At 63.5% G+C, this 24,639-nt stretch carries 16 protein-coding genes; 5 read left to right on the top strand and 11 right to left on the bottom strand.

Going from position 1 to position 24,639, the window contains the following annotated elements; genetic code table 11:
- Positions 1–215 precede the first annotated feature (215 nt).
- The gene (locus PCS43_RS26385) at positions 216–626 is read left to right on the top strand and encodes a VOC family protein (protein ID WP_003945103.1); all 411 of its coding nucleotides are present in this window, start codon (positions 216–218) and stop codon (positions 624–626) included.
- A gap of 91 nt (positions 627–717) precedes the next feature.
- Here the strand turns inward: PCS43_RS26385 and PCS43_RS26380 are convergent, their stop codons facing one another.
- Entirely contained in the window at positions 718–1,692 is a 975-nt protein-coding gene (locus PCS43_RS26380) for a sigma-70 family RNA polymerase sigma factor (protein ID WP_003945115.1), read from the bottom strand.
- 53 nt (positions 1,693–1,745) lie between these two features.
- The gene (locus tag PCS43_RS26375; RefSeq protein ID WP_003945124.1) at positions 1,746–2,477 is read right to left on the bottom strand and encodes a GNAT family N-acetyltransferase; all 732 of its coding nucleotides are present in this window, start codon (positions 2,475–2,477) and stop codon (positions 1,746–1,748) included.
- A 215-nt stretch (positions 2,478–2,692) separates the two neighbouring features.
- Here PCS43_RS26375 and PCS43_RS26370 point away from each other — a divergent pair, with 215 nt between their 5' ends.
- Complete coding sequence (locus PCS43_RS26370) at positions 2,693–3,466, top strand: hypothetical protein (RefSeq protein ID WP_245361466.1); 774 nt, start codon at positions 2,693–2,695, stop codon at positions 3,464–3,466.
- A 542-nt stretch (positions 3,467–4,008) separates the two neighbouring features.
- Positions 4,009–9,492 carry an ATP-binding protein gene (locus tag PCS43_RS26365; RefSeq protein ID WP_209911652.1) on the top strand — a complete coding sequence of 1,828 codons (5,484 nt, stop codon included), beginning with the start codon at positions 4,009–4,011 and terminating at the stop codon, positions 9,490–9,492.
- Positions 9,493–9,561: 69 nt separating this feature from the next.
- Here PCS43_RS26365 and PCS43_RS26360 read toward each other — a convergent pair whose 3' ends face one another.
- From PCS43_RS26360 to PCS43_RS26350, 3 genes are read right to left on the bottom strand one after another with little or no spacing between them, the layout of a single operon-like run.
- Positions 9,562–9,843, bottom strand: a complete 282-nt coding sequence (locus tag PCS43_RS26360; RefSeq protein WP_030536904.1) for a hypothetical protein — start codon at positions 9,841–9,843, stop codon at positions 9,562–9,564.
- An 11-nt stretch (positions 9,844–9,854) separates the two neighbouring features.
- On the bottom strand, positions 9,855–13,958 hold the full coding sequence (locus PCS43_RS26355) for a cation-translocating P-type ATPase (protein ID WP_209909273.1): 4,104 nt from the start codon (positions 13,956–13,958) through the stop codon (positions 9,855–9,857).
- Entirely contained in the window at positions 13,958–14,383 is a 426-nt protein-coding gene (locus PCS43_RS26350; protein WP_030536906.1) for a hypothetical protein, read from the bottom strand. Before PCS43_RS26350 ends, PCS43_RS26355 begins: the two co-directional genes overlap by 1 nt.
- Before the next feature lie 183 nt (positions 14,384–14,566).
- Here PCS43_RS26350 and PCS43_RS26345 point away from each other — a divergent pair, with 183 nt between their 5' ends.
- Complete coding sequence (locus tag PCS43_RS26345; RefSeq protein WP_007732210.1) at positions 14,567–15,514, top strand: aldo/keto reductase; 948 nt, start codon at positions 14,567–14,569, stop codon at positions 15,512–15,514.
- Positions 15,515–15,516: 2 nt separating this feature from the next.
- On the opposite strand, the gene PCS43_RS26340 is transcribed toward PCS43_RS26345, so the two are convergent.
- Together PCS43_RS26340 and PCS43_RS26335 are read right to left on the bottom strand one after the other, a co-directional pair.
- Positions 15,517–16,287 (bottom strand): hypothetical protein, encoded by a 771-nt coding sequence (locus PCS43_RS26340; protein WP_003945109.1) that lies wholly within the window; start codon positions 16,285–16,287, stop codon positions 15,517–15,519.
- A 136-nt stretch (positions 16,288–16,423) separates the two neighbouring features.
- Positions 16,424–17,653 (bottom strand): hypothetical protein, encoded by a 1,230-nt coding sequence (locus PCS43_RS26335; RefSeq protein WP_050656661.1) that lies wholly within the window; start codon positions 17,651–17,653, stop codon positions 16,424–16,426.
- Positions 17,654–17,757: 104 nt separating this feature from the next.
- Here PCS43_RS26335 and PCS43_RS26330 point away from each other — a divergent pair, with 104 nt between their 5' ends.
- Positions 17,758–19,104, top strand: coding sequence for a DUF5691 domain-containing protein (locus PCS43_RS26330; protein WP_209909276.1), 1,347 nt, complete (start codon positions 17,758–17,760; stop codon positions 19,102–19,104).
- Between the two features lie 58 nt (positions 19,105–19,162).
- Here the strand turns inward: PCS43_RS26330 and PCS43_RS26325 are convergent, their stop codons facing one another.
- The 4 genes from PCS43_RS26325 to PCS43_RS26310 form a co-directional block, all read right to left on the bottom strand.
- Complete coding sequence (locus PCS43_RS26325) at positions 19,163–20,293, bottom strand: acyl-CoA dehydrogenase family protein (RefSeq protein ID WP_030536908.1); 1,131 nt, start codon at positions 20,291–20,293, stop codon at positions 19,163–19,165.
- Between the two features lie 8 nt (positions 20,294–20,301).
- Positions 20,302–21,477: an acyl-CoA dehydrogenase family protein gene (locus PCS43_RS26320; protein ID WP_007736177.1), complete on the bottom strand. Its 1,176-nt coding sequence runs from the start codon at positions 21,475–21,477 to the stop codon at positions 20,302–20,304.
- 107 nt (positions 21,478–21,584) lie between these two features.
- Complete coding sequence (locus PCS43_RS26315) at positions 21,585–22,031, bottom strand: hypothetical protein (protein ID WP_030536910.1); 447 nt, start codon at positions 22,029–22,031, stop codon at positions 21,585–21,587.
- 69 nt (positions 22,032–22,100) lie between these two features.
- Entirely contained in the window at positions 22,101–24,635 is a 2,535-nt protein-coding gene (locus PCS43_RS26310; RefSeq protein ID WP_019749299.1) for an ABC transporter permease, read from the bottom strand.
- Positions 24,636–24,639: the final 4 nt, after the last annotated feature.

Raw genomic sequence — 24,639 nt, 5'->3', positions numbered from 1 at the left:
GGTGTCCGTGTCGCTCTGACCTGGACAAAGTTACGCGAAGATCAACACAACACCAAATCGCCAGGTCAGAGCACTGCAGTCAGTTAACAGGCGATACTTTTCTCGAATTTTTGCTTCTCGCGATGACTTTCTGCGCCCACTGCGGTCTGTATGAGCAGGAACCAACAGGAACCGAAGCGTTCAGTATTCAATCAACCGAGTTCAAGGAGCACCCAATGTCTCGTCTTCTCTTCGTCAACATGCCGGTCAAGGACGTCGCCGCCACCCGTGCATTCTTCAGTGGCCTCGGCTTCGAGTTCAACGACATGTTCAGTGACGAGAACACTGTCTCGATGATCGTCAGCGATTCCGCCACCGTCATGTTCCTGAACGAACCGCGTTTCGGGGACTTCATCGCCGACGACATCTGCGACACGTCGAAAGCTCGTGAAGCACTGATGTGTGTGTCGGCCGACAGCAGGGAGGAAGTCGACACCTTCGTCGACGCGGCGATTGCTGCCGGCGGCAGCAAGTGGATGGAGCCCCAGGATCACGGCTTCATGTACGGACGCGCATTCCGCGACCTCGACAATCACGTCTGGGAGGTCATGTGGATGGACCCGGCTGCGACTGTTCCCCAGCAGTAACGCACAGCAACAGCAGTAACGAGCAGTCGCGCGGGTCCCTCCATACCGGAGGGCTCGCGCAACTCCTTGCCCCTACAACTCGGCAGGGCCCCTACAGCTCGGCAGGCAATCCGAACCGTGCGAACAGACTCAGATCGAAGAAACACGTCACGTGCGAGATCCCGGACTCGGTGACATCGAGAACGTGCAACTGGAAAGCGCGGTGAACACCATCGGGCTCGCGCATGTAGAGGCCGAACGCCGGCTGACCGTTCGCAGCGGTCGGAAGTAGGCGCATCGCTCCTGGTCCGTCGGCCGGGCATTTGGTTCCGATGAGTTGCCCGATTGCCTCGGGGCCCTGGTACCAACCCTCGAACGGAGGCATCTCCCAGATGGCTTCGCGCGTGAACAGTTCGACGATGGCCTCGACGTCGTAGCTCTCGAAGCTGTGCACGTAGTCGCGAAGCAACTTCCGAGCAGCCTCGGTAGTCGGTTCCACGAGATCGTCCTCGGTGGGTCCGATGTGATTGATCTGCGCGCGAGCCCGCTGCAGCAGGCTGTTTACCGCAGTGGTTGTGGTGTCCAGCGCCTCCGCAACTTCCGACGCCTTCCACTGCAGAACGTCACGTAGAACCAGAACCGCACGTTGGCGCGCGGACAAGTGCTGCAAAGCGGCAACAAGCGCGAGCCTGACCGAATCGCGATTGACGACCATGACGGCCGGATCATTGACGTCGCCCAACGCAGAATCGGCGATCGGTTCCAACCAGGCAATCTCGTTGCGCTCGATCAAATCGTCGGCCGGGTCCGAACTAGGTGCGCCGAGGCCGGTCGGGAGGGGACGCCTCGATCTCCCCTCCAGCGCGGTCAGGCAGGTATTCGTCGCGATGCGGTAGAGCCAGGTCCTCAGAGATGACTGGCCCTTGTAACCGTCGAACCCGCGCCAAGCCCGGATGAACGTCTCCTGGACCTGGTCTTCGGCGTCGTGAATCGACCCCATCATGCGATAGCAGTGCGCCAGCAACTCGCGGCGGTACGGATCGGCAAGAGTGAGGAAATCACTGTCCAACGCCTGATCGACTGTCATTTGTTCAGACTAGTGGCCGAGCGCCCGAAACACAGGCGTCGGCGAGAATTCGATCAGGCAGGCGCCTGCACCGCAGTCAACCTGGATCTCTTCCGGAGAACGAACCCCAGTGATTCGTAGAGTCTGATCGCATTCGTATTCGATTGCACTGCATGGAGAAATGGCAGCTCGCCGCGCTCGCGAATCCCGGCAGCGACGGCACGGATCAGCGTCGTACCCAGGCCTCGACCCCGAAAGTCGCTGTCAGTGCACACCGCACTGATTTCCGTCCATCCCGGAGGGTGCAACCGCTCCCCCGCCATGGCAACAAGTCTTCCGTCGACGCGAATGCCGTAGTAACTGCCCATCTCGACGGTACGAGGAAGAAACGGTCCTGGCTTGGTGCGCTCGATCAATGCCAGAATTTCGGGAACGTCGCCCGTTCCGAGAAGTTCGACCGACGGATCAACGGAGACTTCGAGTGCGGATCCGTCCATCTGCACCGAGCCGAACTGATCCACAACGCGCCACCCTTCCGGCGGGCGGTGATCAAATCCTCGTAAACCTACTGTGCCGCCAGGACCTACGAGTGTGAGTAGGTTCTCCCAGTCCTCGGCGTCCAACTCGGGCGGATGACCGACAAACGGCGCGACCGTCGGGTCGTACCGCGCAACTCTCCCTGCCCAGCGAGCGAATTGCGCATGATGTCCGCGAAGTCCTTGTCGCACAGGATCGTCCAGCGGATGGGTGTCGACATCCGTGTCAACTGTCTCGACAAACGACGCCAGGGTCGCCTCCGTGGTCATCGAACCTCTTCCTGCCCTATTTGCCTGTGATGGAGGCGAACGAACCTCCCCGCCCACCTCTATGACAACGCTAGGAACACTTGCTGTCGTAGTCGCCGGATAGAATCAAGATGATTCTGACCTCGACCTGTATTTCCGGCGTCAATCAGGGCTCGATTGCAGATCTGCACCAGGACATTCGTCGCGACGCCTCACCAACCGGAAGGCTATTTGGCATGAGCAACTCCGACCCGATCAGGTCTGCATTCGACCAGTTGCCCCTGAAGGAGATGGACGCTGCAACGCTGGTCTTCGCCATCGAGAGCGCCGTCGACGAGCTGGCGATCTCGGGTGAAACCCTACGGCTCGCCATGGAGGTCGCGACCCTTGCGCACCTCGATCAGTTCAGAAAGAACGGGATCAAGTCCGACGAGGATCCCTACATCGTTCATCCCCTACGAAATGTATTGCGGCTGCTTCGGTACGGGTGCTCCGATGTCGAGATCCTGAGCGCAACCGCGCTTCACGACACGGTCGAGGACCGACCACACGCCGTCATCGCGCTCCTCGGTGGCCAGACTGCAGACGACATGTCCGCATCCGAAGCGCAGGAACGTGCGTCAACACTCATCGCGTCGCGCTTCGGCCACAGAATCTCCGAACTTGTTGAGGCAGTGACCAATCCAATCGACTACCCATGCGACAACACCACCGCCGGATATCAGGATCACGTCATCCGCGCGATAGCGGATCCCGCAGTGTTCCTCGTGAAGTTCAGTGACTTCGTCGACAACGCGGGAAGCGTGAAGTACCTGAGCGAGACCGTCAGGCTGAGGCTGGTCACGAAATACGAACCACTCGTGGAGCACTTCAAGCGGACTTCACTTGCTCTCGGCAACGGATTGCACCTCCCTCCCTCAGGACTCGACGCGATCGCAAAGCACATCGCAACCATCGAAGGCGATTTCTCGAATACGGTCCGACCGGACATAAAAAATACTCGCCAGTAGTACCGATCAGTAATAATCGAGCAACCCAGAGAATTCTCCGAATATGCGATTTTGTTACCAGTGAGTATTCACTTTCTTGCCGATTTCATTACCATCGTGATCCGTGTCACAAGTCCGAATTCGATTGCACCGCAATGATTTAACGCCATATGTGTAACCGTGGTTCACGTTGACTAATATTCTTCAATTCGCCCAGGTGACATGAGCGTCGACATACTGCATTCTTAGATAAACCAGGGATTCCCTGGAAGCAGACACAATATGTTGCTGATTCGTGATTGGAGCGGTTCTGAGTCCACGCCTGCAGGGTGGCGCACAAGGCACACAGTGCCTCAGCGCACACAGCGCTTCGGTGCACACAGTGCTTCAGCGCAGGGGACTCGACGAACCGGAAGGGCAATCACTTGCCGACGCGCAACCGGGGGAAACACAGCGCATCGCGGCGTAGTTCACGAACCGGGGAATCCGGGTACGTGGGACACGGTCGGCTCATATCGCAACGTACGTGACGAAGAATCTCATCAAGGACGGTGGCAGTGACAATGTTCAAACGAATCGCAGTGGTCAATCGAGGTGAGGCCGCGGTCCGGCTGATCAGGGCTGTACGCGAACTGAACGCCGAACACGACTACGGCATTCGCGTCATTGCGCTGCACACCGAGGCCGAGCGCCGCGCCATGTTCGTCCGCCAGGCCGATGAGGGCGTGACCCTGCGCAGCACCGGCACCGGTAGCCCGTACCTCGACTACGCCGAACTCGAGCGAGCACTGCTCGCAGCCAAGGCCGACGCAGTCTGGGTCGGCTGGGGCTTCGTGGCCGAGGATCCCGCCTTCGCGGAGATCGTCGCGAAACTGGGCATCACGTTCATCGGCCCGAGCGCCGACGCGATGCGCCTGCTCGGCGACAAGGTTGCCGCCAAGATCCTGGCCGAGAAGGTCGGCGTACCGGTCGCCCCGTGGAGCGGCGGACCGGTCGAAACGCGCGCCGACGCTCGTCGTCATGCTCAGTCCATCGGATATCCCCTGATCATCAAGGCCCGAAGCGGCGGCGGCGGACGCGGTATCCGCAAGGTCTGGGCCGAAGACGAACTCGAAGTTGCACTCGAGCGCACGCAGGGCGAAGCAGAGCGGTCCTTCGGCGACCCCGTCGTCTTCCTCGAACGCCTTGTCACCGATGCACGCCACGTCGAGGTACAGGTCATCGCCGACAACCACGGCAATGTCTGGGCTCCGGGCGTTCGCGACTGCTCGATTCAGCGTCGCAACCAGAAGGTCATCGAAGAATCCGCCTCCCCCGTCCTGACCGAAGAACAGTCGGACCACCTCAAGAAGGTGTCCGCCGAACTGGTCAAGGCAGCCGGATACCAGGGCGCAGGCACGGTCGAATACCTCTACCAGCCCGAGAACAAGCTCTTCACGTTCCTCGAGGTCAACACCCGCCTGCAGGTCGAGCACCCGATCACCGAGGTCACCACCGGAATCGACCTCGTCAAACTGCAGATCCTGGTCGCCAGTGGTGACGAATTGGTCGGTGACTGCCCGCCCGCATTCGGCCACGCCGTCGAAGCCCGCCTCAACGCCGAAGACGCCGACAACGATTTCGCGCCGGCACCCGGCACCGTTCAGCTCCTCAAGTTCCCGCTCGGCTCCGGCATCCGGGTCGACACCGGCATCGCTGCCGGGGACGTCATTCCGCCCGACTACGACTCGATGGTCGCGAAGGTCATCGCGTGGGGCCGCAACCGCTCCGAGGCACTTGCGCGTCTGCGCACTGCCCTTCGTGAAACCACTGTCGTACTCGACGGCGGCACTACCACCAAGTCGTTCCTCCTCGATCTACTCGATCGCGACGAGGTCATCTCGGCATCCGCGGATACCGGCTGGCTCGACCGCACAGGCGCCCTGACCGGCACCACTCGTCGCGCGGACGTCGCACTGATCGCCACCGCCATCGATGCTTACGACGCCGAGGAGTCCCTCGAGCGTGCGGCCTTCCTCGCCTCGGCACGCGGCGGCCGTCCCCGCGCCAACCACGCGATCGGCCGTACCGTCGAGCTCAACTACCAAGGTCAGGCATACAAACTGACCGTCGGGCGTATCGGCCCGCACCGCTACCGCGTCGACGGAGACGCCGGCGACATCGAGGTCGACGTCGATCGTCTCGGTGACTTCGAGTCACGGCTGGTGATCGGTGATCGCCGCTTCCACGTCGTTTCCGTCGTGAGCCCGGCTCGCTATCTCGTCGAGGTCGACGGCATCAGCCACCAGATCAGCCAGGACGACGCCGGCGTAGTCCGCGCGCCGGCTCCCGCCGTAGTGGTAGCAGTACCGGTCGCGGTCGGCGACGACGTCGAAGCCGGATCCACTCTGGTCGTGCTCGAATCCATGAAGATGGAGACCGCGGTTCGCGCTCCGTATGCGGGCAAAGTGCGTGAGGTTCTCGCTACCGTCAACTCCCAGGTCGATGCCGGCGCACCGCTCCTGCGCGTCGACCAGGTCAGTGAGGAAGCTGTCACGGAGAAGGCTCCGCGAGTCCAATTCGATCTTCCCGCAGCAACTTCCGGGTCCGATACCCGCGCAGATGCATCGGCACAGCTGGAAGCACTGACCGCGATGATCAGTGGCTACGACGTCAGCGGCAAGCACGCAAACGCTGTTCTGGCCGAATACGACGCACTTCGCAGCGCACTCGAATCCGAGGACCGCGAACTGGTCCAGGCAGAACTGGCTGTGCTGACCACCTTCGCCGACATCTGCGAACTCTCGCGCAACAAGCCCACCTCGGGCGAGTCCGCGAAGGACGAGTCCGTCCACAGCCCCCGCGAGCACTTCCACACCTTCCTGCACTCACTCGACTCCGAGCGCGAAGGTTTGCCGGCGTCGTTCCGCACGAGACTCGAACGGGCACTTCGCCACTACGACGTCACCGATCTGGAAGATCGCCAGGCCGTCGAGGAAGCGGTGTACCGACTCTTCCTGGCTCTGCAGCGCATGGAAGCCCAGATCCCGGTCATTGCAGCACTTCTCGAAGGCTGGCTCGTCGGCGACAAGGCTCCCGGTTGCTCGGCGCAGGAGCTCAACGAGGTTCTCGATCGACTCATCGTCGCGACGCAGGTCCGCTACCCCGTCATCGGCGACGTCGCCCGCAACCTTCGCTTCCGGTTCTTCGACGAGCCGCGCATCCGCAAGGTTCGCGAAGACGTCTACGACGGAGTACGCGGCAACCTCGCCTACCTCGAGGAGCAGCCGGACGCTGCAGATTTCGACGAGCGAATCGCCAATCTCGTCGCCACTCCCGAACCGCTCCTGGACCTGTTGGGTCGAAAGATCGGCCTCGGCAACCGCGATGGCGGCCCTCTGCTCGAGGTCATCACGCGTCGCTACTACAAGATTCACTCGTTCGAAGACGTCCGCGTTTTCGAGCACGTCGACCGCCGTTTCGTAACCGGTAACTTCGACCTCAAGGGCGACGGGCTGCATCTGGTCTCGACGGTGGCCGAATTCGACGCTCTCGGTACGGCTCTCGACGATGTCGCCACGATCGCGCAGGATGCTCCATCCGGTCGCGGGCTGGTAGTCGACATCTACCTCGACTGGCCTGATCAGCCCGCCGACGGCGACGTGCTCGTCGAGACGCTGCGCACCGAACTCTCGCGCAACGAGACGATCACACGGTCTCGCCGCGCGACGGTGATCATCTGCAACCCGAACGGGGATCCGGTCCGGTGGGTCACCTTCCGCCCCGTCGACGGCGAACTGGTCGAGGACCACATCATCCGCGACATGCATCCGCTCACGGGTCAGCGTCTGGACATGTGGCGCCTGAAGAACTTCAACGGAAAGCGCCTCCCGGCTCCGGAGAACACCTACCTGTTCCACCTCTCGGCCAAGGAGAATCCGAAGGACGAGCGCCTGATCGCTCTGGCCGAAATCCGCGACGTGACACCGCAACTCGACGACGAAGGTCAGATGGTTGCACTCCCGGCCATCGAGCGCACGCTCGCTGCCTGCCTCGACGGTATCCGCCGTGCGCAGTCCCAGCGCGGCGACAAGCGTCGACTCGCAGCCAACCGCGTCGTGCTCTACGTGTGGCCGGTCGCCGACGTTCCCAGCGAGCGGTTCTCGGTGATCGCTCAGAACGCAGCCCGACTGACCGTCGGCGCCGGGCTCGAAGAGATCACGCTCATCACTCGGCTGAAGGACCGAAAGGGCGGCGCGCCCAAGGAAGTTGCGCTGCGATTCTCCTACCGCGCGGGTGCCGGTGTGGTCATCAACAAGACCACACCTCCCACCGAACCGCTGCTCCCCCTCGACGCGTACGCCCAGAAGGTCCAGAGTTCGCGGGCACGCGGCACGGTGTACCCGTACGAGCTGATTCCGCTCCTGACCGGCACCAAGGGCACCTTCGTCGAGCACGACTTCGACGAAGCGGGCGTCCTCTCACCTGTCGAGCGTCCGTACGGGCTCAACAAGGCCGGCATCGTCGTCGGCCTCGTGAACACGCCGACGCCGCGCTATCCCGAGGGAATGACCCGTGTCGCGCTATTCGGTGACCCCACCAAGGCGCTCGGTACCGTCGCCGAGGCCGAATGCTCACGCGTCGTCGCTGCCATCGACCTGGCCGAGAAGTTGAACGCTCCGGTCGAGTGGTTCGCACTGTCCTCCGGTGCCACCATCTCGATGGAGAGCGGCACCGAGAACATGGACTGGGTCTCCCGCGGCCTGCGCCGAATCATCACCTTCACCCAGAACGGCGGCGAGATCAACATCGTCGTCACGGGCATCAACGTCGGCGCTCAGCCCTACTGGAACGCCGAAGCCACCATGTTGATGCACACCAAGGGCATTCTGGTGATGACCCCGGACAGCGCGATGGTGCTGACCGGCAAGCAGTCTCTCGACTACTCCGGTGGTGTGTCGGCCGAGGACAACTTCGGTATCGGTGGTTACGACCGCGTCATGGGCCCCAACGGCCAGGCACAGTATTGGGCCCCCGACCTCACTGCGGCGTGCGAGATCCTGTTCCGTCACTACGCACACTCGTACCTCGCTCCCGGCGAACGGTTCCCGCGCCGCGCAGCGACGACGGACCCTGTCGATCGCGACGTGCGTAGCTTCCCGCACACCCACCCGTCGAGCGACTTCGAGACGGTCGGCGACATCTTCTCCTCGGCGAAGAACCCGGATCGCAAGAAGCCCTTCGACATTCGCACCGTAATGCGTTCGGTGGTCGACCAGGACCACTCTGTTCTCGAGCGTTGGGCCGACATGGCCGGCGCCGACACCTCGGTCGTTCTGGACGCGCACCTCGCCGGACATCCGGTCACAGTGGTGGGCATCGAATCCCGCGCGATCCCACGTAAGGGGCACTTCCCCGCCGACGGTCCCGACACCTGGACGTCGGGAACGCTGTTCCCGAACTCGTCGAAGAAGACTGCTCGCGCGATCAATGCTGCGAGCGGCAACCGTCCGATCGTGGTGCTGGCCAACCTGTCCGGCTTCGACGGTTCCCCGGAGTCGCTGCGCAACATCCAGCTCGAGTACGGCGCCGAGATCGGCCGCGCCATCGTCAACTTCGACGGACCGATCGTGTTCTGCGTCGTCTCCCGCTACCACGGCGGCGCGTTCGTCGTGTTCTCCGGTGCGCTCAACGACAACATGGAAGTTCTTGCTGTCGAAGGCTCGTTCGCGTCGGTACTCGGCGGCGCCCCCGCCGCCGCAGTGGTCTTCACCCGTGAGGTGAACACCCGCACCAACAACGACCCGAAGGTGCAGCAGCTGGAGGCAGACTTGGCAGCAGCCAAGGATGACACGGAGAAAGCACATCTGCGCGTAGAACTGAACGCTCAGCGCATCGCCGTCCGCTCCGACAAGCTCGGCGAAGTGGCATCCGAATTCGAAGCGATCCACAACATCCAGCGGGCCCGAGAGGTCGGCTCGGTGGATGAGATCGTCCCTGCCGCAGAACTGCGTCCGCAGATCATCGCAGCAGTCGAACGCGGCATGAAGCGCGCACTCGCGCAGTAAGTTTCTCCGCACGTCGAGCGGTCCCGCGAAATGCGGGGCCGCTCGATTTGTGTCCAGGCAGCGCCTGCGTCAGACGCCCTCGAGCGCCTCTCCGATCTCTTCGAGGACGTGATTGTGCTGCTCTGTTGCGAGCAGATGCCCCGCTGCAATGGTGACTGCCACGGGCCACTCGATGATCTCGAAGGCGACCATCAGTCCCATCACCGCAAAGTAGGCGATCTGCTCGGGTCTCGGAACAGGGATGGCACCGACGATCGGTAGCTCCAACTCGAAGCTCCGTGCCGAACGGACGGATTCGACTACCGCGCGGTGATCGACGGGGTTCGTGTGGTCGACGGTGTTCTGGGACATGTCACGATTCCTCAGGATTCATCTCGGGTCGCCCGGGAGTTCGGCGACGTGTCACTTCCAGCAGCGACGCTCACAAGCGTGTCCGATTCACCGGTTTCCGCTTCTTTGATTTCCACGTCGCTGATTTCCACGCTGTCGCGGGCGCTGACTCCCCCGGTTCGGGAGGTGTACGCAGTGCTCGTTCGCGTCGGGATCTTGCGAATCGTCGATTGACTGTTCGCGTTCTCCTCAGTTGCGGCAATCCGCTCCAACACCCGCGGAGCCAGCGCCGCGAGCAGCGTCGCCGCCGACGCGCAGCCCACCGCTTGGCCCCAGGCGATGGGACCAAGCGGCGTGCAACCGAGAAATTGGCTCACCACGGGTGTGCTGACGAGCGTCGCCAGCGCCGCAGCGGATCCGGCAACGGTTGCGACCACCAGCGGACTGCGTGATTCGAGCAGCGTCTGCCCCAGTTGGGTGCCCACCAGGGCAACCAACGCCACCGTCGACGCTCGCCGCCTCCTACCGCTCGCCCGGGCCAGAAGCCACGCTGCCAGCGCACCGATTGCCGTGGCACCGCCGCGGACAGCGATCGTCTGCCACAACGCATGAGCGTCCATCTGTTCGGACTTCTCGGATCCGTTCTCGGACGGGGTGCTCACCGCAAGCGCAGCAGCGGGCAAGGCGTCCGTCATCAGATTGACCAGTAGCAACTGCCTTGCGTTGAGCGGTGATTCGCCGGACAACGCAGAACCGATCAGCGCGAATGCGACTTCACCCGCGTTGCCTCCGAGCAAAACCCCTACCGCTGATCTGACCCGCCGCCACAATTGACTGCCCTCGTCCAATGCGTCGGTCAGTCCGCCGACACGGCCGTCGAGGAGCACGATGTCTGCGGCGCCGCGCGCCGGATCACTGTCGGTCGACGCCACCCCGATTCCCACGCTGGAAACTCGGATCGCCGCAGCATCGTTCGCGCCGTCACCGACCATGGCGCACACCCGCCCGTCGGTCTCCAACGCTTGCACGATCTCGACCTTCTGCTCGGGTGTCACGCGCGCAAAGACGCTGCTGCCGCGGACCGCATCCCGTCTTTCGGCGCGAGAGAAGTTCTCCCAGTCAGGACCGGTGACAACATCCTCGCGTGCGACGTCCAACCCCAGTTCGGTGGCGACCGCGGCCGCTGTTGTCGGATGATCCCCGGTCAGCACGCGCACTTGCCGTCCGTCGCCTCGAAGTTCTCGAACAAGTTGCGTTGCTTCGGGTCTGAGCGTGTCCGAGAGTCCGAGAAGGCCGACCGCTTCCAACCCCTCGGAGCAACACTGTTCGAGAAATTGCGAGTCTTCGCCTGCGCGTCGCGCGTCGTGTTCCGACAACTCGCGCTGGGCGACGGCAACCACCCGCAGTCCGCGTCCGGCCATGCTTTGAACGTGCTTCGCCGACACAGCATTCGGATCTCGTCCTGCTTCGGTCACGAATTCCGGCGAACCTTTGAGTGCGATCCGCCTGCCGAGCAAAGCTGCCGAGTACGGCCGCCCCGACCTGAACGGAACGAGGTTGTTCGCCTCGACGTCACCGAAAACCGAAGCATCGTCCAGAGCTTGCTGGGCTGCATCGACGACGGCGGCATCCGTCGAATGAAACACGCGATCGTCGCGACTTCCCAGGGCACTGCGCGCCGCAACTTCCAGAATCTCGCTTTCGTCCCAGCCGTCGACGCGTTCGACCGCGGCCACCCGTAGCTTGTTCTCGCTGAGGGTTCCGGTCTTGTCGAAGCAGACCACGTCGACACGACCGAGCGCTTCTATCGATCGTGGCGCACGAACCAACACTCCTGCTGCAGTGAGCCTTCGCGCTGCGGCCTGCTGAGCTAGAGTGGCAACCAGAGGCAGCCCCTCCGGCACGGCAGCCACAGCTACGGCCACACCTCCGGTGACGGCGCGGCGCAGACCGGTACCACGAAGCAGACCCGCGACTGTCACCAACGCCCCACCGCCGATACTGGCCGGCAGGGTCGCCCTCGTGAGTTCGCGAAGTCTGTTGGTCAGGCCCACAGCAGGTCCGGATCGGGACACACCGACATCGGCACGCCTGGTCACCGTTCGGGCTCCGATGGCCGTGACCACGCCACGACCGGATCCGGCAAGCACTGTTGTCCCTGCGTAGGCCATGCACCGTCGCTCGGCCAGTGGCATCCCAGGGGTCGGGTCGGTCTGCTTGTCGACGGGCAGGGACTCTCCCGTCAACGACGACTCGTCGACTTCCAGTGATTCGACGCTCAACAGGCGACAATCTGCGGGCACGATGTCCCCGGACTCGATTGCCACGACGTCACCGAGTTCGAGCGCGTCGGCCGCTGTCTCGACCGTGCCGTCGTTGGTTACTCGCCGAGCTACCGGTTCCTGAGTCCGCAAGAGCCGCTGCACCGCCCGCTCCGAATGAAGCCGTTGAACAGCGGACATCGCGGCATTGCCGACCAAGACCGAGCCGACCAGGACGGCGTCTACCGGTGAACCGAGGACTGCACTGGCAGCTGAGCCGGTCGCCAACACAGGCGTCAGTGGATCCGCCAATTCTGTTCGCAACGCCGACAATCCGTCACGGATCAACCTGAACCGTGCGGGCGCTCGCACACGAGCTTCCGCACGGTGCGGTGTATGTCGGATGGATTCGGATAGTTCGCGAACGACAGCATCACCGTCCATCTCATGCCAGGTATCGCTCGGAGTACCGACAGGGACGGGCGCTTTAATCACAGATCGGGACAAGGTGTATCCGGTCCACAGTCCCGCGGCCGAACCAGCTGTGATCGGCCCCGGCCCAGCCCCTCGAACTCCCGGAAGCATGATCAAGGCACCCAATGCCGAAGAACCTGAGGAGAGTTCGACACCGCGCCTCGTCGCTGTTCGAGCAGCCGGGAGCGCATGGACAACCCGCCACGCCCCGGCCAAGTCGGTGTGGATGTCGGCACTCACGTGCTCGCCACTCGGTGGTGAAATCCCGATGCGTAGCACTGCCTGCCCCGCTATCGCCCTACTCGACACGATCGCAACTGTCCGACCCTCGGCCACCAACGCCGAGAGAGCCTCGCGCAGGCCGGCTTCGGCAGTCGATTGCGCCGGATAGAGCTCGTCGAATCCACTTCGCAGTGATCCGAGCCCGTCGTCGTCGATCGTGACGGCTGCGACCCCGGCCGCACGTATTTCGCCTATCAGTGTTTCCGCCAGACCTTTTCGCACGGGTCGCACGACCACTTCGGCGCCGCCGATGCGGTGCCTTCCCACTCCGACAGTTCCGTCGTTCAGAGCTTTCCTGGCTTGTTCCCACACTGCGACGCGATCCGACTCGGCCACCTCTCGTATGTCGGAAACCCGGAGCGAGTCGTCGAAGAGGACGCTCGGATCGACGAGGACGGTGTCAATACGATCGAGCATGCGTAGAGCCGCAGAGTCCGAAACGGCGGTGTGGTGCGTCCGACACAGACCGTATGACACACCAGCAGCGAATGATTCGCGCGACATCCGAAGCGGCCGCGGCGCCGAAACCTTGATACTCGTCGCGACGGTGTCACCGCCGGCGGACACGGTAGCCAGTGCAGCCCCGGCCGCCAGCTGAACCCCAGCGATCCTGTCGGCATAACGCTCCCCCGGACCACTCGGGTCAGGCCTCGTGGAAGCACCGCGACCGCCAGGTTCGAATGACCACACCCGCCGAGAGTTTCGCGCCGCCAGAGTTTCGCGCAGCAGCATCGTCCGCAGCCCGAAATCCACGCCCAATGACGCAGGCGCATAGGTCAGAACATCCGCGAACGACGTCGCCGACTCCAATGCGAAGTCGGTGAGCGAACGGCCAAGGCGCTGTTCGATTCGCCGACGCACCCGGGGTTGATAATTGATCGCCGACGCGGCCGCCGAGACATAGGCGGAACCTGGGATTCGCGGGGCACCGAATATCGATCCCGCTGCTGCAGGAATCATCCCCACACCCGCCAACGCGAGGGTGCCGGTCCGCAACGCCACGTCACTGACAGCGGTTCGCGGAATCGTCGAACCGCCCACCAACGCGAGTCCCGACAACGCCAGGCGCGGCGGCAAAGTTGCCACCGACACCGCACGCCGGGCCATCGCTGAGAACATCAGTGAGTGGATCGAGTGTGCGAAGAACTGTGAGTTCGATCCTGTGACCGGCCGGCCGCCTTGTGGGAGTTTCCGCTCGATTCCTTCTTTACCTGTTCCGGCTTGCTCGTGCGGCCAACCGCCTTGACCTGGCGATCCGGCCGACCGCTCTTGCGATCCCATTCGTGGAGTACCAGGGCCGTGCCGCCGACTGCCAAGAGCACCGGCCATTCCACCAATCCCGCCGCACCCACGGCCGCCATCGTGAGAACCGCCGTCGGCGTCGAGGAACTACCCGCACGAATTCCGTCTCGGACACCCTCCGCCGATCCGCGTATCCCGCCCGTCACTCCACCGATCACTCCACCGCCGACGGCTCCGGCCACCGTCGTCGTTGCGTCTGCCACACCACGAACGACGCGGGTGGCTTCGTCCACAATCATCATCGGACGCTCCTATCAGCAGTCCATCGAAGAATTCAGTATTTGAGGCCATACCCAACACCGACGGCGGCAATCACGATCCGATACATTTTTCGGCGAACCTGGCGAGGGCGCGCCATCGCCAGCGCCGTGAGAGGGTACGGTGCGGGATGCAGCGACCACCTTCATCGACGGGAGTTCCACACAGTGGCGATCATCGGAAATTCGGATCTCGACATCTTCCGACTCAGCTTGGGCGGCAACCCTTTCGGATGGACCGCGGACGAGAAGACGTCCTTCGAGATCCTCGACTCGTTCGCCGAGGCCGGTGCAAATTTCATCGACACCTCCGACTCGTACACGGCGTCGGCTCCCGGCAATTCCGGTGGGGAATCCGAAACGATCATCGGGAAATGGATCACCGATCGGGGACTGCAGAACGACATCGTCGTCGCCACCAAGGTGGGTAGCCATCCCGATTTCAAGGGCCTGAAGGCCGACAACATCGCGGCCGCAGCTGAGGCGTCGCTGCAGCGCCTGCAGACGGACTGCATCGATCTGTACTACGCGCATTTCGACGACCCGCAGACTCCGCTCGAGGAAACTCTCGAAGCCTTCAATGCGTTGGTCGTCGCGGGCAAGGTTCGCTATCTCGGAATCTCCAACTACAGCCCCGATCGCGTCCGGGAGTGGCTGCGAATCACCGAAGAGAACGGTTACGCCGCGCCCATCGCGCTGCAACCGCACTACAACCTGGTTCACCGCAAGTCGTACGAACCCGAACTTGCCCAGATCGCCACCGACAACAACATCAGCGTCTTCCCGTACTTCGCTCTCGCTTCCGGCTTCCTGACCGGAAAATACAAGACCCGCGCGGACATCGAAGGCAGCTCCCGCGAACGACTGACCGCCGGATACTTCAGCGACGCCGGACTCGACGTCGTCGCGGAACTGGCGACAATCGCGCAGGCACACGACAGCGAGATCTCGACCGTCGCGCTGGCCTGGCTGCTGACTCGACCGGGCATCACCGCACCGATCGCGAGCGTCAGCCGGCCCGAGCAGCTCCCGGCGCTACTGGACGCCCCGAATCTGGTTCTCTCGTCGAACGAACTGGACACTCTCGAACGGGTGTCGGCGGCAGTCGGAGCCTGAGATCAGGCAGTTTTGAGATGAGCGCCGAGGGCCGTGTTGTTGATCGTCCAGAACGACCAACCGTCATGGCTCTCGGTGTCGCCTGAGATGTGACCGGTGACAGCATTTGCGGCCGCGGTCGGATCTGGGAATCGGCGGCCTTCCATCGGTCCACGCATGATCTCGACGACCTCGGTGGTTTCGTCGAAGCGCCCGACCCAGCGATATCCGTGGCAATCGGCTGTCATCTCGAGGCGATTGTCGACGACTTCGATCTCCTCGACACCGCTGGCGCGACGCTTCTTCGCGGCGACCGGCGACGTCTTACGCTTGGTCGCAACCGGGGTCTCGACGTAAATGCTCGGATCCTTGACCGCGGCTAAGCCCAGCGCATCCCAACGATCGTGACCGTGCACGACGCGCCCACGCGGAATCGCGTGATGGCCGGTGCGATTGCGTCCGGGGCTGTCCATGATCCACAGGTCGACCTCGGCGCGGATGTCGTCGGCGACCTCGTTGGAGGGCAACATGTAGAACTCGTGCGGATCTGCTGCCAGGTCGACGAACACCCAGAACTCGGAGCGGGTGTCGTCACTCTCGAGCGACTCGTCCTGACGCCTGGCCTGCCAGTCACCGTCGAGCTTGGACCGCACGCGGACGATTCGGCTGACACCGTCAGCGCCCGTCACCTCGACGGGATTACGACGTGAGTGCGTGAGACGGACAGCCTTGCCCCCACGCTGCGTAGCTTCGGAAATGAACGCATTGATGCCGCGGCTTGCGGTGTCTTCCATGATCGACCTGTCTCGAGCGGGTACGCCCGCATCACCGGATCGGCATCGGGGTCGAGCATTGAGCGAAATCCCGGCCTTTACTTCGATCGTGTGGCCGGTCAGTACCCCCGACCTTACAGCTCCGGCGACGGCCTGACTACGGCGCCCGACGCTCGTTCCCAGAGGTCAGCAGTGCAATGTCCCCGTAAAGCGCCGCCCGGTGAGCGAACATCAGCTCTTCCACACCGTCGAATTGATCCCCGACGTAGTGCGTGTTTGCAGCCGAAAGTTCACGTGAGCCGGAGCGCGCAAGTAGGTCGTCGATCCGGCTGTCGAGGCTCGCTGCATGCGCAACCGCGCGCTGCGAACTCAACTGATCCTCGGCCCGTGCGACCAGGTCACCGATCCGCGCGAGGGCCGCCACGCGCTCGACCAGCTGGTCCCAGACCGCGCCGAGCGCTTCCCTGCGCGAAGCGATTCCGGCTCGGGTTCCCTCGTCGCGTGCCAGTGCAGCCGCGTCGTCCAACTCCGCAAGAATCGAACGCAGCGCGACGGTGTCGACCGCGATCTGGGTGATCTCGTCGGCCAGGTCGAGTTGGTTACGTTGAATGACGAAGTGGTCGGAATGCCACGCGCTGGAGCTTTCGATCCGGTCGAACAGATTCCCGGCGAGGTAAAGCAAGGCGTCGTACTCACCGGCGCGTCCCTCGGGTTCTGAATCGACCAGTCCGTCGAGGACTTCCGCGATGCGCCTTCCGGCATCGGCGATGACACCGGTTCCCTGGACCTTCCCGAACTGGGCGGCGAGTTTGTCGAGTGCTGCGTTTCCACTGCTGGCCACGACACCGAGCCCCACCGGCAGCTTGGCTGGAACCGGCGTACGGGTGAGCCCGGCAAAGAGAGCCTCGCGTTGCTCGACGTCGAGATGCAGGCCGTCGCGCCGGTCCTTGCGGATGGCACGGACACTGCTCGCGAAGTGACGATTGGAATGCACGATCGCCGATCGCATCGACTGAACGCGCTTCTCGAGCGCCTGCACCCGTCGTTCGAGGACAACCTGAACAGGGCCGATGCGAGTCGCGAGCAGTCGACGTCTGGTGCGGGCCAGCTCGTCGGTGAGATACCGCAACTCCGAGAAGCCGCCGATCTCCGGGAACGAACGTCCGACACTGCGCCGGTTCGCCAGGATCGATCGCGTCGACTCGTCCCCATACCCCCCGGCAATCAGCAGCGCGACATCATCGGACAACTCCGGCCGGTTCGACTCGACGGTTCCCGCCGCACACCACTCCCTCACTCGGGTGGAGATGAGCGTTCGCCGTTCGGTCACCGATGCCACGACAAAGACGTCGTCAGTTCCGTCTCTCATCTCACGGCCATCCGTCATCTCACGCCTCCTGCTGGGTGCCGGTTACCACTGTTCCAGAATCTGCCGACACGCGCCCGACCCCTGCGACCCAGCTCGACGCACCCCTGCCATACCGTAGGCGGGTGACCTCCCTGCGATCAGACGCGCACGCAGGTCACTCGCGCGCATCGAAGACTGATCCAGCAGTTCAACCGCTGCTTCCCGACCTCGCGATCGAACAACTTCAGTCCTTGTTGCAAGTACGTTCCTGGACTCTCGCGGAATGGTTCGCGATGGCCGACCAACGCGGATTCCTCGCGCCCGCGGCCAGTGTCCCGCTCTTCATGGAAGCCGCGCTGAAGTATCCCGAGCACCGCGAGGCGCTACTTCGCCTCGCCGGTCGACGCGGGCAGTACCTGGCGGAGCAGAACCCGGATTGGGCCCAGCTACGACGAATCGGATCACGCCGGGACGAGCTGTGGCTTTCGCCCGATCCGGACGACCGTACGGCCTGGTTCGATTACATACGTACGGTCGACCCGGAACTGGCGAGCGAAGAGCTCGAGATCGCTTGGGACGACGAGGCCACGGCAAGCCGGCTGCACTTCCTCGACCATCTCGACGTCGGGCTGGGTGAACACGACTACGCGCTCCTCGAGCGTGCACTCGACGATCCAGCCGTGCGGGTCCGTGAGCGTGCAATTCAACTACTACGGCAACTCCCCCGATCTCCGTTTGCCTCTCGAATGGTCACTCGGGCTCGGTCCTGGGTGCGGCTCGAGACGAAGCCCTTGCGGCCGCGCCTTGCCGTCCGATTGCCCGGCTCGCTCGACGACCTCGCATTTCGTGACGGCATCGAAGACGTCCACTACAAGAACAAGGGCATCCGGCGCTGGTGGTTACGGCAAGTCGTGACCGCCACTCCGCTGACGCTGTGGGAATCTATGGCCGGTTCGCCACGCGAGGCCCTCACCATCCCCATCGAGAAGCAATGGCGCGCGGTGATGATCGAATCATGGATTGCCGCAACCGTTCTCCAGAAGAACACCGCGTGGGCGTCGGCATTTCTGGAGCGGGACGGGCGCACGACCGACCGGAGAATCGTCGCCATCGCGGACCCACGCGAGCGCGTCGAGTACATCGTTGCCGGCCACGCGGACGAGTACCTTCTGGGCGTCGACGGCAGCGCACTGCTCGACGGCATCGACCGCCCATGGCCCCTGGCCGTCGCCGAAAAGTTGTTGAATGCCTTGGAGAACGAAGCGATGGAGCATGCTGCGACGGGTGAGGACTTGGGCATCCACTCGCGTCACAGTCACTTTTCCACCCTGCGAAGCGTGCAGGCGCGCTTCCCTTTCGACGCCGTACCGCTTCTGCAGGACGCGGCGGCCCGAACGAGTGAACCCGGGTGGCAACAAGCGTTCACCGACAGCGCCGTCAACATCGAGCAGCGCCGACTCCGCTTGGACGTCCTGCGCAATCACCGCTGAACGACGAAGGGGCCGCATCCTTGGAACGGAATGCGGCCCCTTCGTCGTTCGTGAAAGATCAGACCACGCTGACCATCTCGTGATCAGCCACACCGGCGGCCAACACCCGAAGGTGATCTTCGGTGCTGCCGAGGGTGTGCTCGATGGCGACGAGTCGGCTCACGTAGTGCCCCACCGGGTACTCTGCGGTCATACCGATACCACCATGCATCTGGATCGCCTCCTGGCCGATGAGCCGAGCCGAACGCCCGATCTGCAACTTCACCCGCGAAGCGATCACTGGATCGACGACGCCGTCGGCAAGGGACATCGTTGCGTACAGACTCATGCTGCGTGCCAACTCGAGCGAGACGTACAGGTCGGCGGCGCGGTGTGTCAGTGTCTGGAACTTTGCGAGGGGAACCCCGAATTGCTTACGCGTCTTGAGGTATTCGGTGGTCAGGCGTAGCGCCTCTTCCATCGCTCCGACAGCCTCGGCGCACAGCGCGGCCTGCTCACGGATCTGCGCGGCCTGGATCAGAGCAGTAGCGTCACCGCCCTCACCGAGTGCTTCGGCCGGCGTATCGGTGAACTCGATCTGCGCCCCGCGCAACCCGTCGTGAGTGGCGTAGGACTTGCGTACCAAACCGGAGGCATCGCTCTTGACGAGGAACAGTCCGACGCCACCGCCGGGGAGCGCAGCGCTCACGACCAAGATGTCCGCCGTCGCGCCGTGGCCGACGGGATTCTTGATACCGGTGATTGTCCAGCCGCCGTCGACCTGGGCCGCCGCGGTGGCCCGTTCGGTTGCCGGCCAACGGATTCCGGGTTCCTGGTCGGCGAACGCGAGGAACGTGGTGCCCTCGGCCACTCCGGGAAGAATCGACGAACGCTGCTCTGCACTGCCACCTTCGGAGATTAGGCCGCCCGGCGTCACGACCGCGTCGAGTAGCGGCTCGGGTGCCAAGCGTCGACCGATCTCGGTCATGACCGCGCCGATTTCCACTGGGCCGGCGTCCATGCCGCCGTCGTCCTCGGAGAATGTCAGGCCGAGCAAGCCGACCTCGGCCAACTGCTTCCAGACCTGCGGGCTCCACCCGGGATCGGAGTCGATGATCGCGTTGCGCTTCTCGGCGTCGTAGCTACGCGCGAGGAGATCCTTGGTGGTGTCGCGGAGAAGTTTTTGTTCGTCGTTGAGTTCGAAGTCCATGCCACGCCTCACAATCCGAGGATCGAGGAGGCGATGATGCTGCGCTGCACTTCGCTCGATCCGCTGTAGATGGATACCTTGCGGTAGTTCAAGTACGTCGGGGCAGTGTGCTGCGCCCAGCTCGCGGAGGCGATGTCGCTGCCCGCGTCGTACGGCAGTGAATCAGGGCCGGCCACGTCCATCAGCAGTTCGACGCTCGCCTGCTGCAATTCGGAGCCACGAAGCTTGAGCAGCGACGACGCCGGGTTCGGCTGGCCGTCAGCGGAACTGGCTACCACTCGGAGCTGAGTGAGCTCGAGGGCAAGCAATTCGTTTTCGAGTTCGGCGAGGCGAGCAGCGAAGAGCGGATCTTCGAGCAGTGTTCCGTTGCCGACCTTGACCTCGGCAGCGCGGGCCTTGGCCTGGGCCAGACGAACCTTCGAGAAACCGACGCGGGTGACACCGGTTCGCTCGTTGCCGAGCAGGAACTTGGCGTAGCCCCAGCCCTGGTTCTCTTCACCGACCAGGTTCTCTCCCGGAACGCGGACGTCCTCGAAGAACACTTCGTTGACCTCGTAGCCGCCGTCGATCAGCTTGATCGGGCGGACCGTGACGCCAGGCGTCTTCAGATCGACAAGGATGAACGAGATGCCGGCCTGACGCTTGGGCGCATCGGGATTGGTGCGCACGAGGCAGAAGATCCAGTCGGCGTACTGTCCCAGCGTCGTCCAGGTCTTCTGACCATTGATGACCCAGTCGTCGCCGTCGCGGACCGCACGGGTCTTGAGCGAAGCGAGATCGGAACCGGCCTCGGGTTCGGAGAATCCCTGGCACCACCAGATGTCGAGGTTCGCAGTCGCCGGAAGGAACTTCTCCTTCTGCTCCTGCGAGCCGAAGGCCGCGATGACCGGACCGACCATGTTGGCGTTGAACGCCAAAGGTTCGGGAACCGACGCAAGCTGCAGTTCGTCGAGCCAGATGTTGTGCTGGACCGGGGTCCAGTCCTTGCCGCCCCACTCGACCGGCCAGTGCGGTACCGCCAGACCGTGAGCGTTGAGGATCTGCTGCGCCTCGACCATACGGTCGCGCCCCAACTCCTCGCCGTGGGCGTACGCCTCCCTGATGTCCGCGGGGATTTGCGTACGGAAGAACGTCCGCATCTCGTCGCGGAACGCTAGTTCCTCGTCGGTCAATGCCAGGTTCATCGGGATTCCTTCGCACTCGAAACCGGATTCATGTTCGGTTCGACCGTACCCCGACAACTATGGAGGCGGAACAGGTACCGCAAAAGACGGCACTCAGGGCCGACCTCCTACACGGTTTTCAGGACCAACAGGTAACCCCCGCCCGCGGCGTCGATGCTTGTTTCGACATTCAACGCGGGAGCCAGACGCGACAACCGATCGATCAGCCAATCCGACGCTTCCTGGGCGTCGTCCTTGCCGGGGCAGCGAGCGACGGCGACGCGGCCACCCTTTCGCTCGAGCTGCTCCACGACCCCGACGATCGGAGCGGGATCCACGACGAACAGCCGATCCGGCCATTCCACAACAGGTTTGACCGCACCCTTCTTGGTGTTGCATGCGCGGTGCGCCAAGCGTTCGACGCCACCTTTGGTCTTGCCACCCTTTTTTGCGGTGTTGATGCTGTCGATACTCGGGCCGCGCGGATCATTGACGGACATATCGGGATCGACCGGTTCGTCACACAGCCAGCAGCGCCAGGATTCACGTTCGCCGACTTCTTGAAGGGTGCTCATGTGGCAACGGTACCGTGCGCACTTTCGGCTGTTACCGCTACCAAAAGTGCGCACGGGGGGCCGAAGGCCCTACATGTCTGCAATCGCCTCGAGCGGCTTTGTCTTGGCCGCTCGGTTGGCCGGCCACAGCGCCGCCAAGACACCCACCACACCCGAGCCGATCAGCATTCCGACCACCTGACCCCACGGGATCGTGATCTTGTCGAGGCCCTGATCCGCGAGAGTGCTCACGAAGGCCCAACCGAACGCGATGCCGAGAACAACTCCGACCGCCGCGCCGTACACCGCGATGAGGACCGACTCGAGGTAGATCGTGCGTCGCATCTGTCCTCGCTGCATGCCGACAGCTCGCAGCATTCCGATTTCTCGTCGCCGCTCGACCACCGAGAGTGCCAGGGTGTTGATGATGCCCAGGATTGCGATCACGACCGCGAGTGCAAGCAGTCCGTAGAGGATCGCCAACAACGTGTTGATCTGCTGGCCCTGAGTTCCCTTGAACTCCTCACGATCCTGCACCTGGACGACGACGTACTTCTCCGTGGCCGTTTCGAGCTCGGATCGCAGCGTTGTCAGATCCGCGCCAGGCTTCGCCTTCACCAGCACCACGAAGTCCGGCAGACTCTCGGCCGGCATCAGCTTCCTGTACGCCTCGTCCGAGACGATCCACGAGCCGATCAGCTGGTTGTCCTCGAACACTCCCGCGACAACGGTCTGGTACTCGACGCCGCCAGGACCGGTCAACGTCTGGGTCGAGCCGACAGTCCAGCCCTTGTCGTCCGCAGTCGACTTCGAGACGAGCATGTTGTTGCCGGTCAGATCGACCGTGCCCTCGAGGATCTTGTACTCGAGCACGCCTTCGATCGGGCCGTCGAACGAAGCGCCCTGCTCGTCCTCACCGTCGACCTTCGCACGCACTCCGTGCAACGACGTCGCGCTCTGCACGTCGGGCACTTGTCGGACCGCGTCGGCCGCACCTCGCGGCACGCCGATCGCGTTGGGACCGGTCAGGATGTAGTCGGCCGAAACACCCACGTCGACAAGAGCATTGATGCTCGCCTTGGCCGAGGAACCGAACACTCCGATGACCGTCACCAGCATCAGACCGAGAGTCAACGCGAATGCCGTTGCGGCCGTGCGACGGGGATTGCGCACCGCATTGGTACGAGCCAATCGCCCGATGGCACCGAACGGCTTGGCGAACACGGCACCGAGCGCGCCGACGATCGGCCGCGACAGCGCGGGAGCCCCGAGAAGCACCGCGATGATCAACGAGAACGCACCGAGGCCTACGATCAGCGCCGCGCCGCCGCCGGTACCGCGAGAGCCGAACACGAGCAGTGCCACACCGATCACGCCGAGAATCGCACCGATCAACGTCCGCACTCGCAGTGAGTCGCCGGTGGAGGCGAACTCCTCACGCATGGCCGCCACCGGCGGGATCTTCGACGCACGACGAGCCGGGGCGTAAGCGCTGAGCGTCGTGACGACGACGCCGACCACCAACGCGACGATGATCGTGCGGGCACCCACCTGGAGCGGGCCTTCCGGCAGACCGACGTCGAATGTGTTGAGGAGACTGCGCAATCCGTAGGCGAGACCGATACCGCCGAGCAGACCGATGATGCTGCCGATGAGTCCGACCACGAGCGCCTCGGTGACCACCGAACGGCCGACCTGCGCTCGGCTCGCACCGATCGCACGCAGCAGCGCCAGCTCACGAAGACGCTGCGCCACGATCATCGAGAAGGTGTTGTAGATGATGAACGTTCCGACGAGCAGAGCAATCGCGCCGAACGCCAACAGGAAGTAGTTGATGAAGCTCAGCGCCGAGTCGACCTCGGCCTTGGTCTCCTCACGAACCTGGTCGCCGGTCTGCACCTTGAGATCGGGGAAAACCTGCTCGACGCGTTGCTGCAGTTCCGTCTGCGACACCCCGTCGCCCGCGACGTCGATGTACTCGACGTGTTGGCCGTCGGTGAAGAGTCCACGGGCCTGCTCGTCGGTGAAGAGCGCGCCGATGAACCCGCCGGTGTCACTGCCCGCCCCCTCGTAGATACCGGACAACGTCACGTCCACGATTCCGCGGGCCGGTGCCAGAACCTTGGCGGAGTCCCCCACCTTCAGTCCGGCTCGCTCGGCGGCGCTGGTGTTCAGCGCGACCTGACCGGTCTGCGTCGGAGGCGCGCCCTCGACGAAGGTGTCGGGTTCGGCAATCGCCTGGCCCGGCGGTAGGTAGGACTGCCCGATACTCGGCGCGCCGCCGGTCTGAACAGCGCCGCCGTCTGCGTTGATCAGGACGATCTGTCCGCTGACAGCCGGCGCCACCGCTCGGACACCGTCGACTGCGGCAAGTTTGTCGACATCCTCGACCGGAACGCCACTGGTGTTGCGCTCTTCCATCGATACCCGGACGTCGACGCCCTGGGCGGTGTTCTCGAAGATCGAATCGAAAGTCTTCTGGAGGGTGTCGGTGAAAACGAACGACCCCGCGACAAAAGCCGTGCCAAGCACCACGGAGAGAACCGTCAGCGCAAGTCGCACCTTGTGTGCCGCCAAGTTGCGCAGGGAAACCTTGCGCATCGGCGAGTTACTTACCGAAGCCATGTGC

Source organism: Rhodococcus sp. C-2 (assembly GCF_027854095.1).
GTDB lineage: Bacteria > Actinomycetota > Actinomycetes > Mycobacteriales > Mycobacteriaceae > Rhodococcus_F > Rhodococcus_F qingshengii.
The sequence above is the reverse complement of the archived record's forward strand: the minus strand, read 5'-3'. Positions and strand labels throughout refer to the sequence as shown.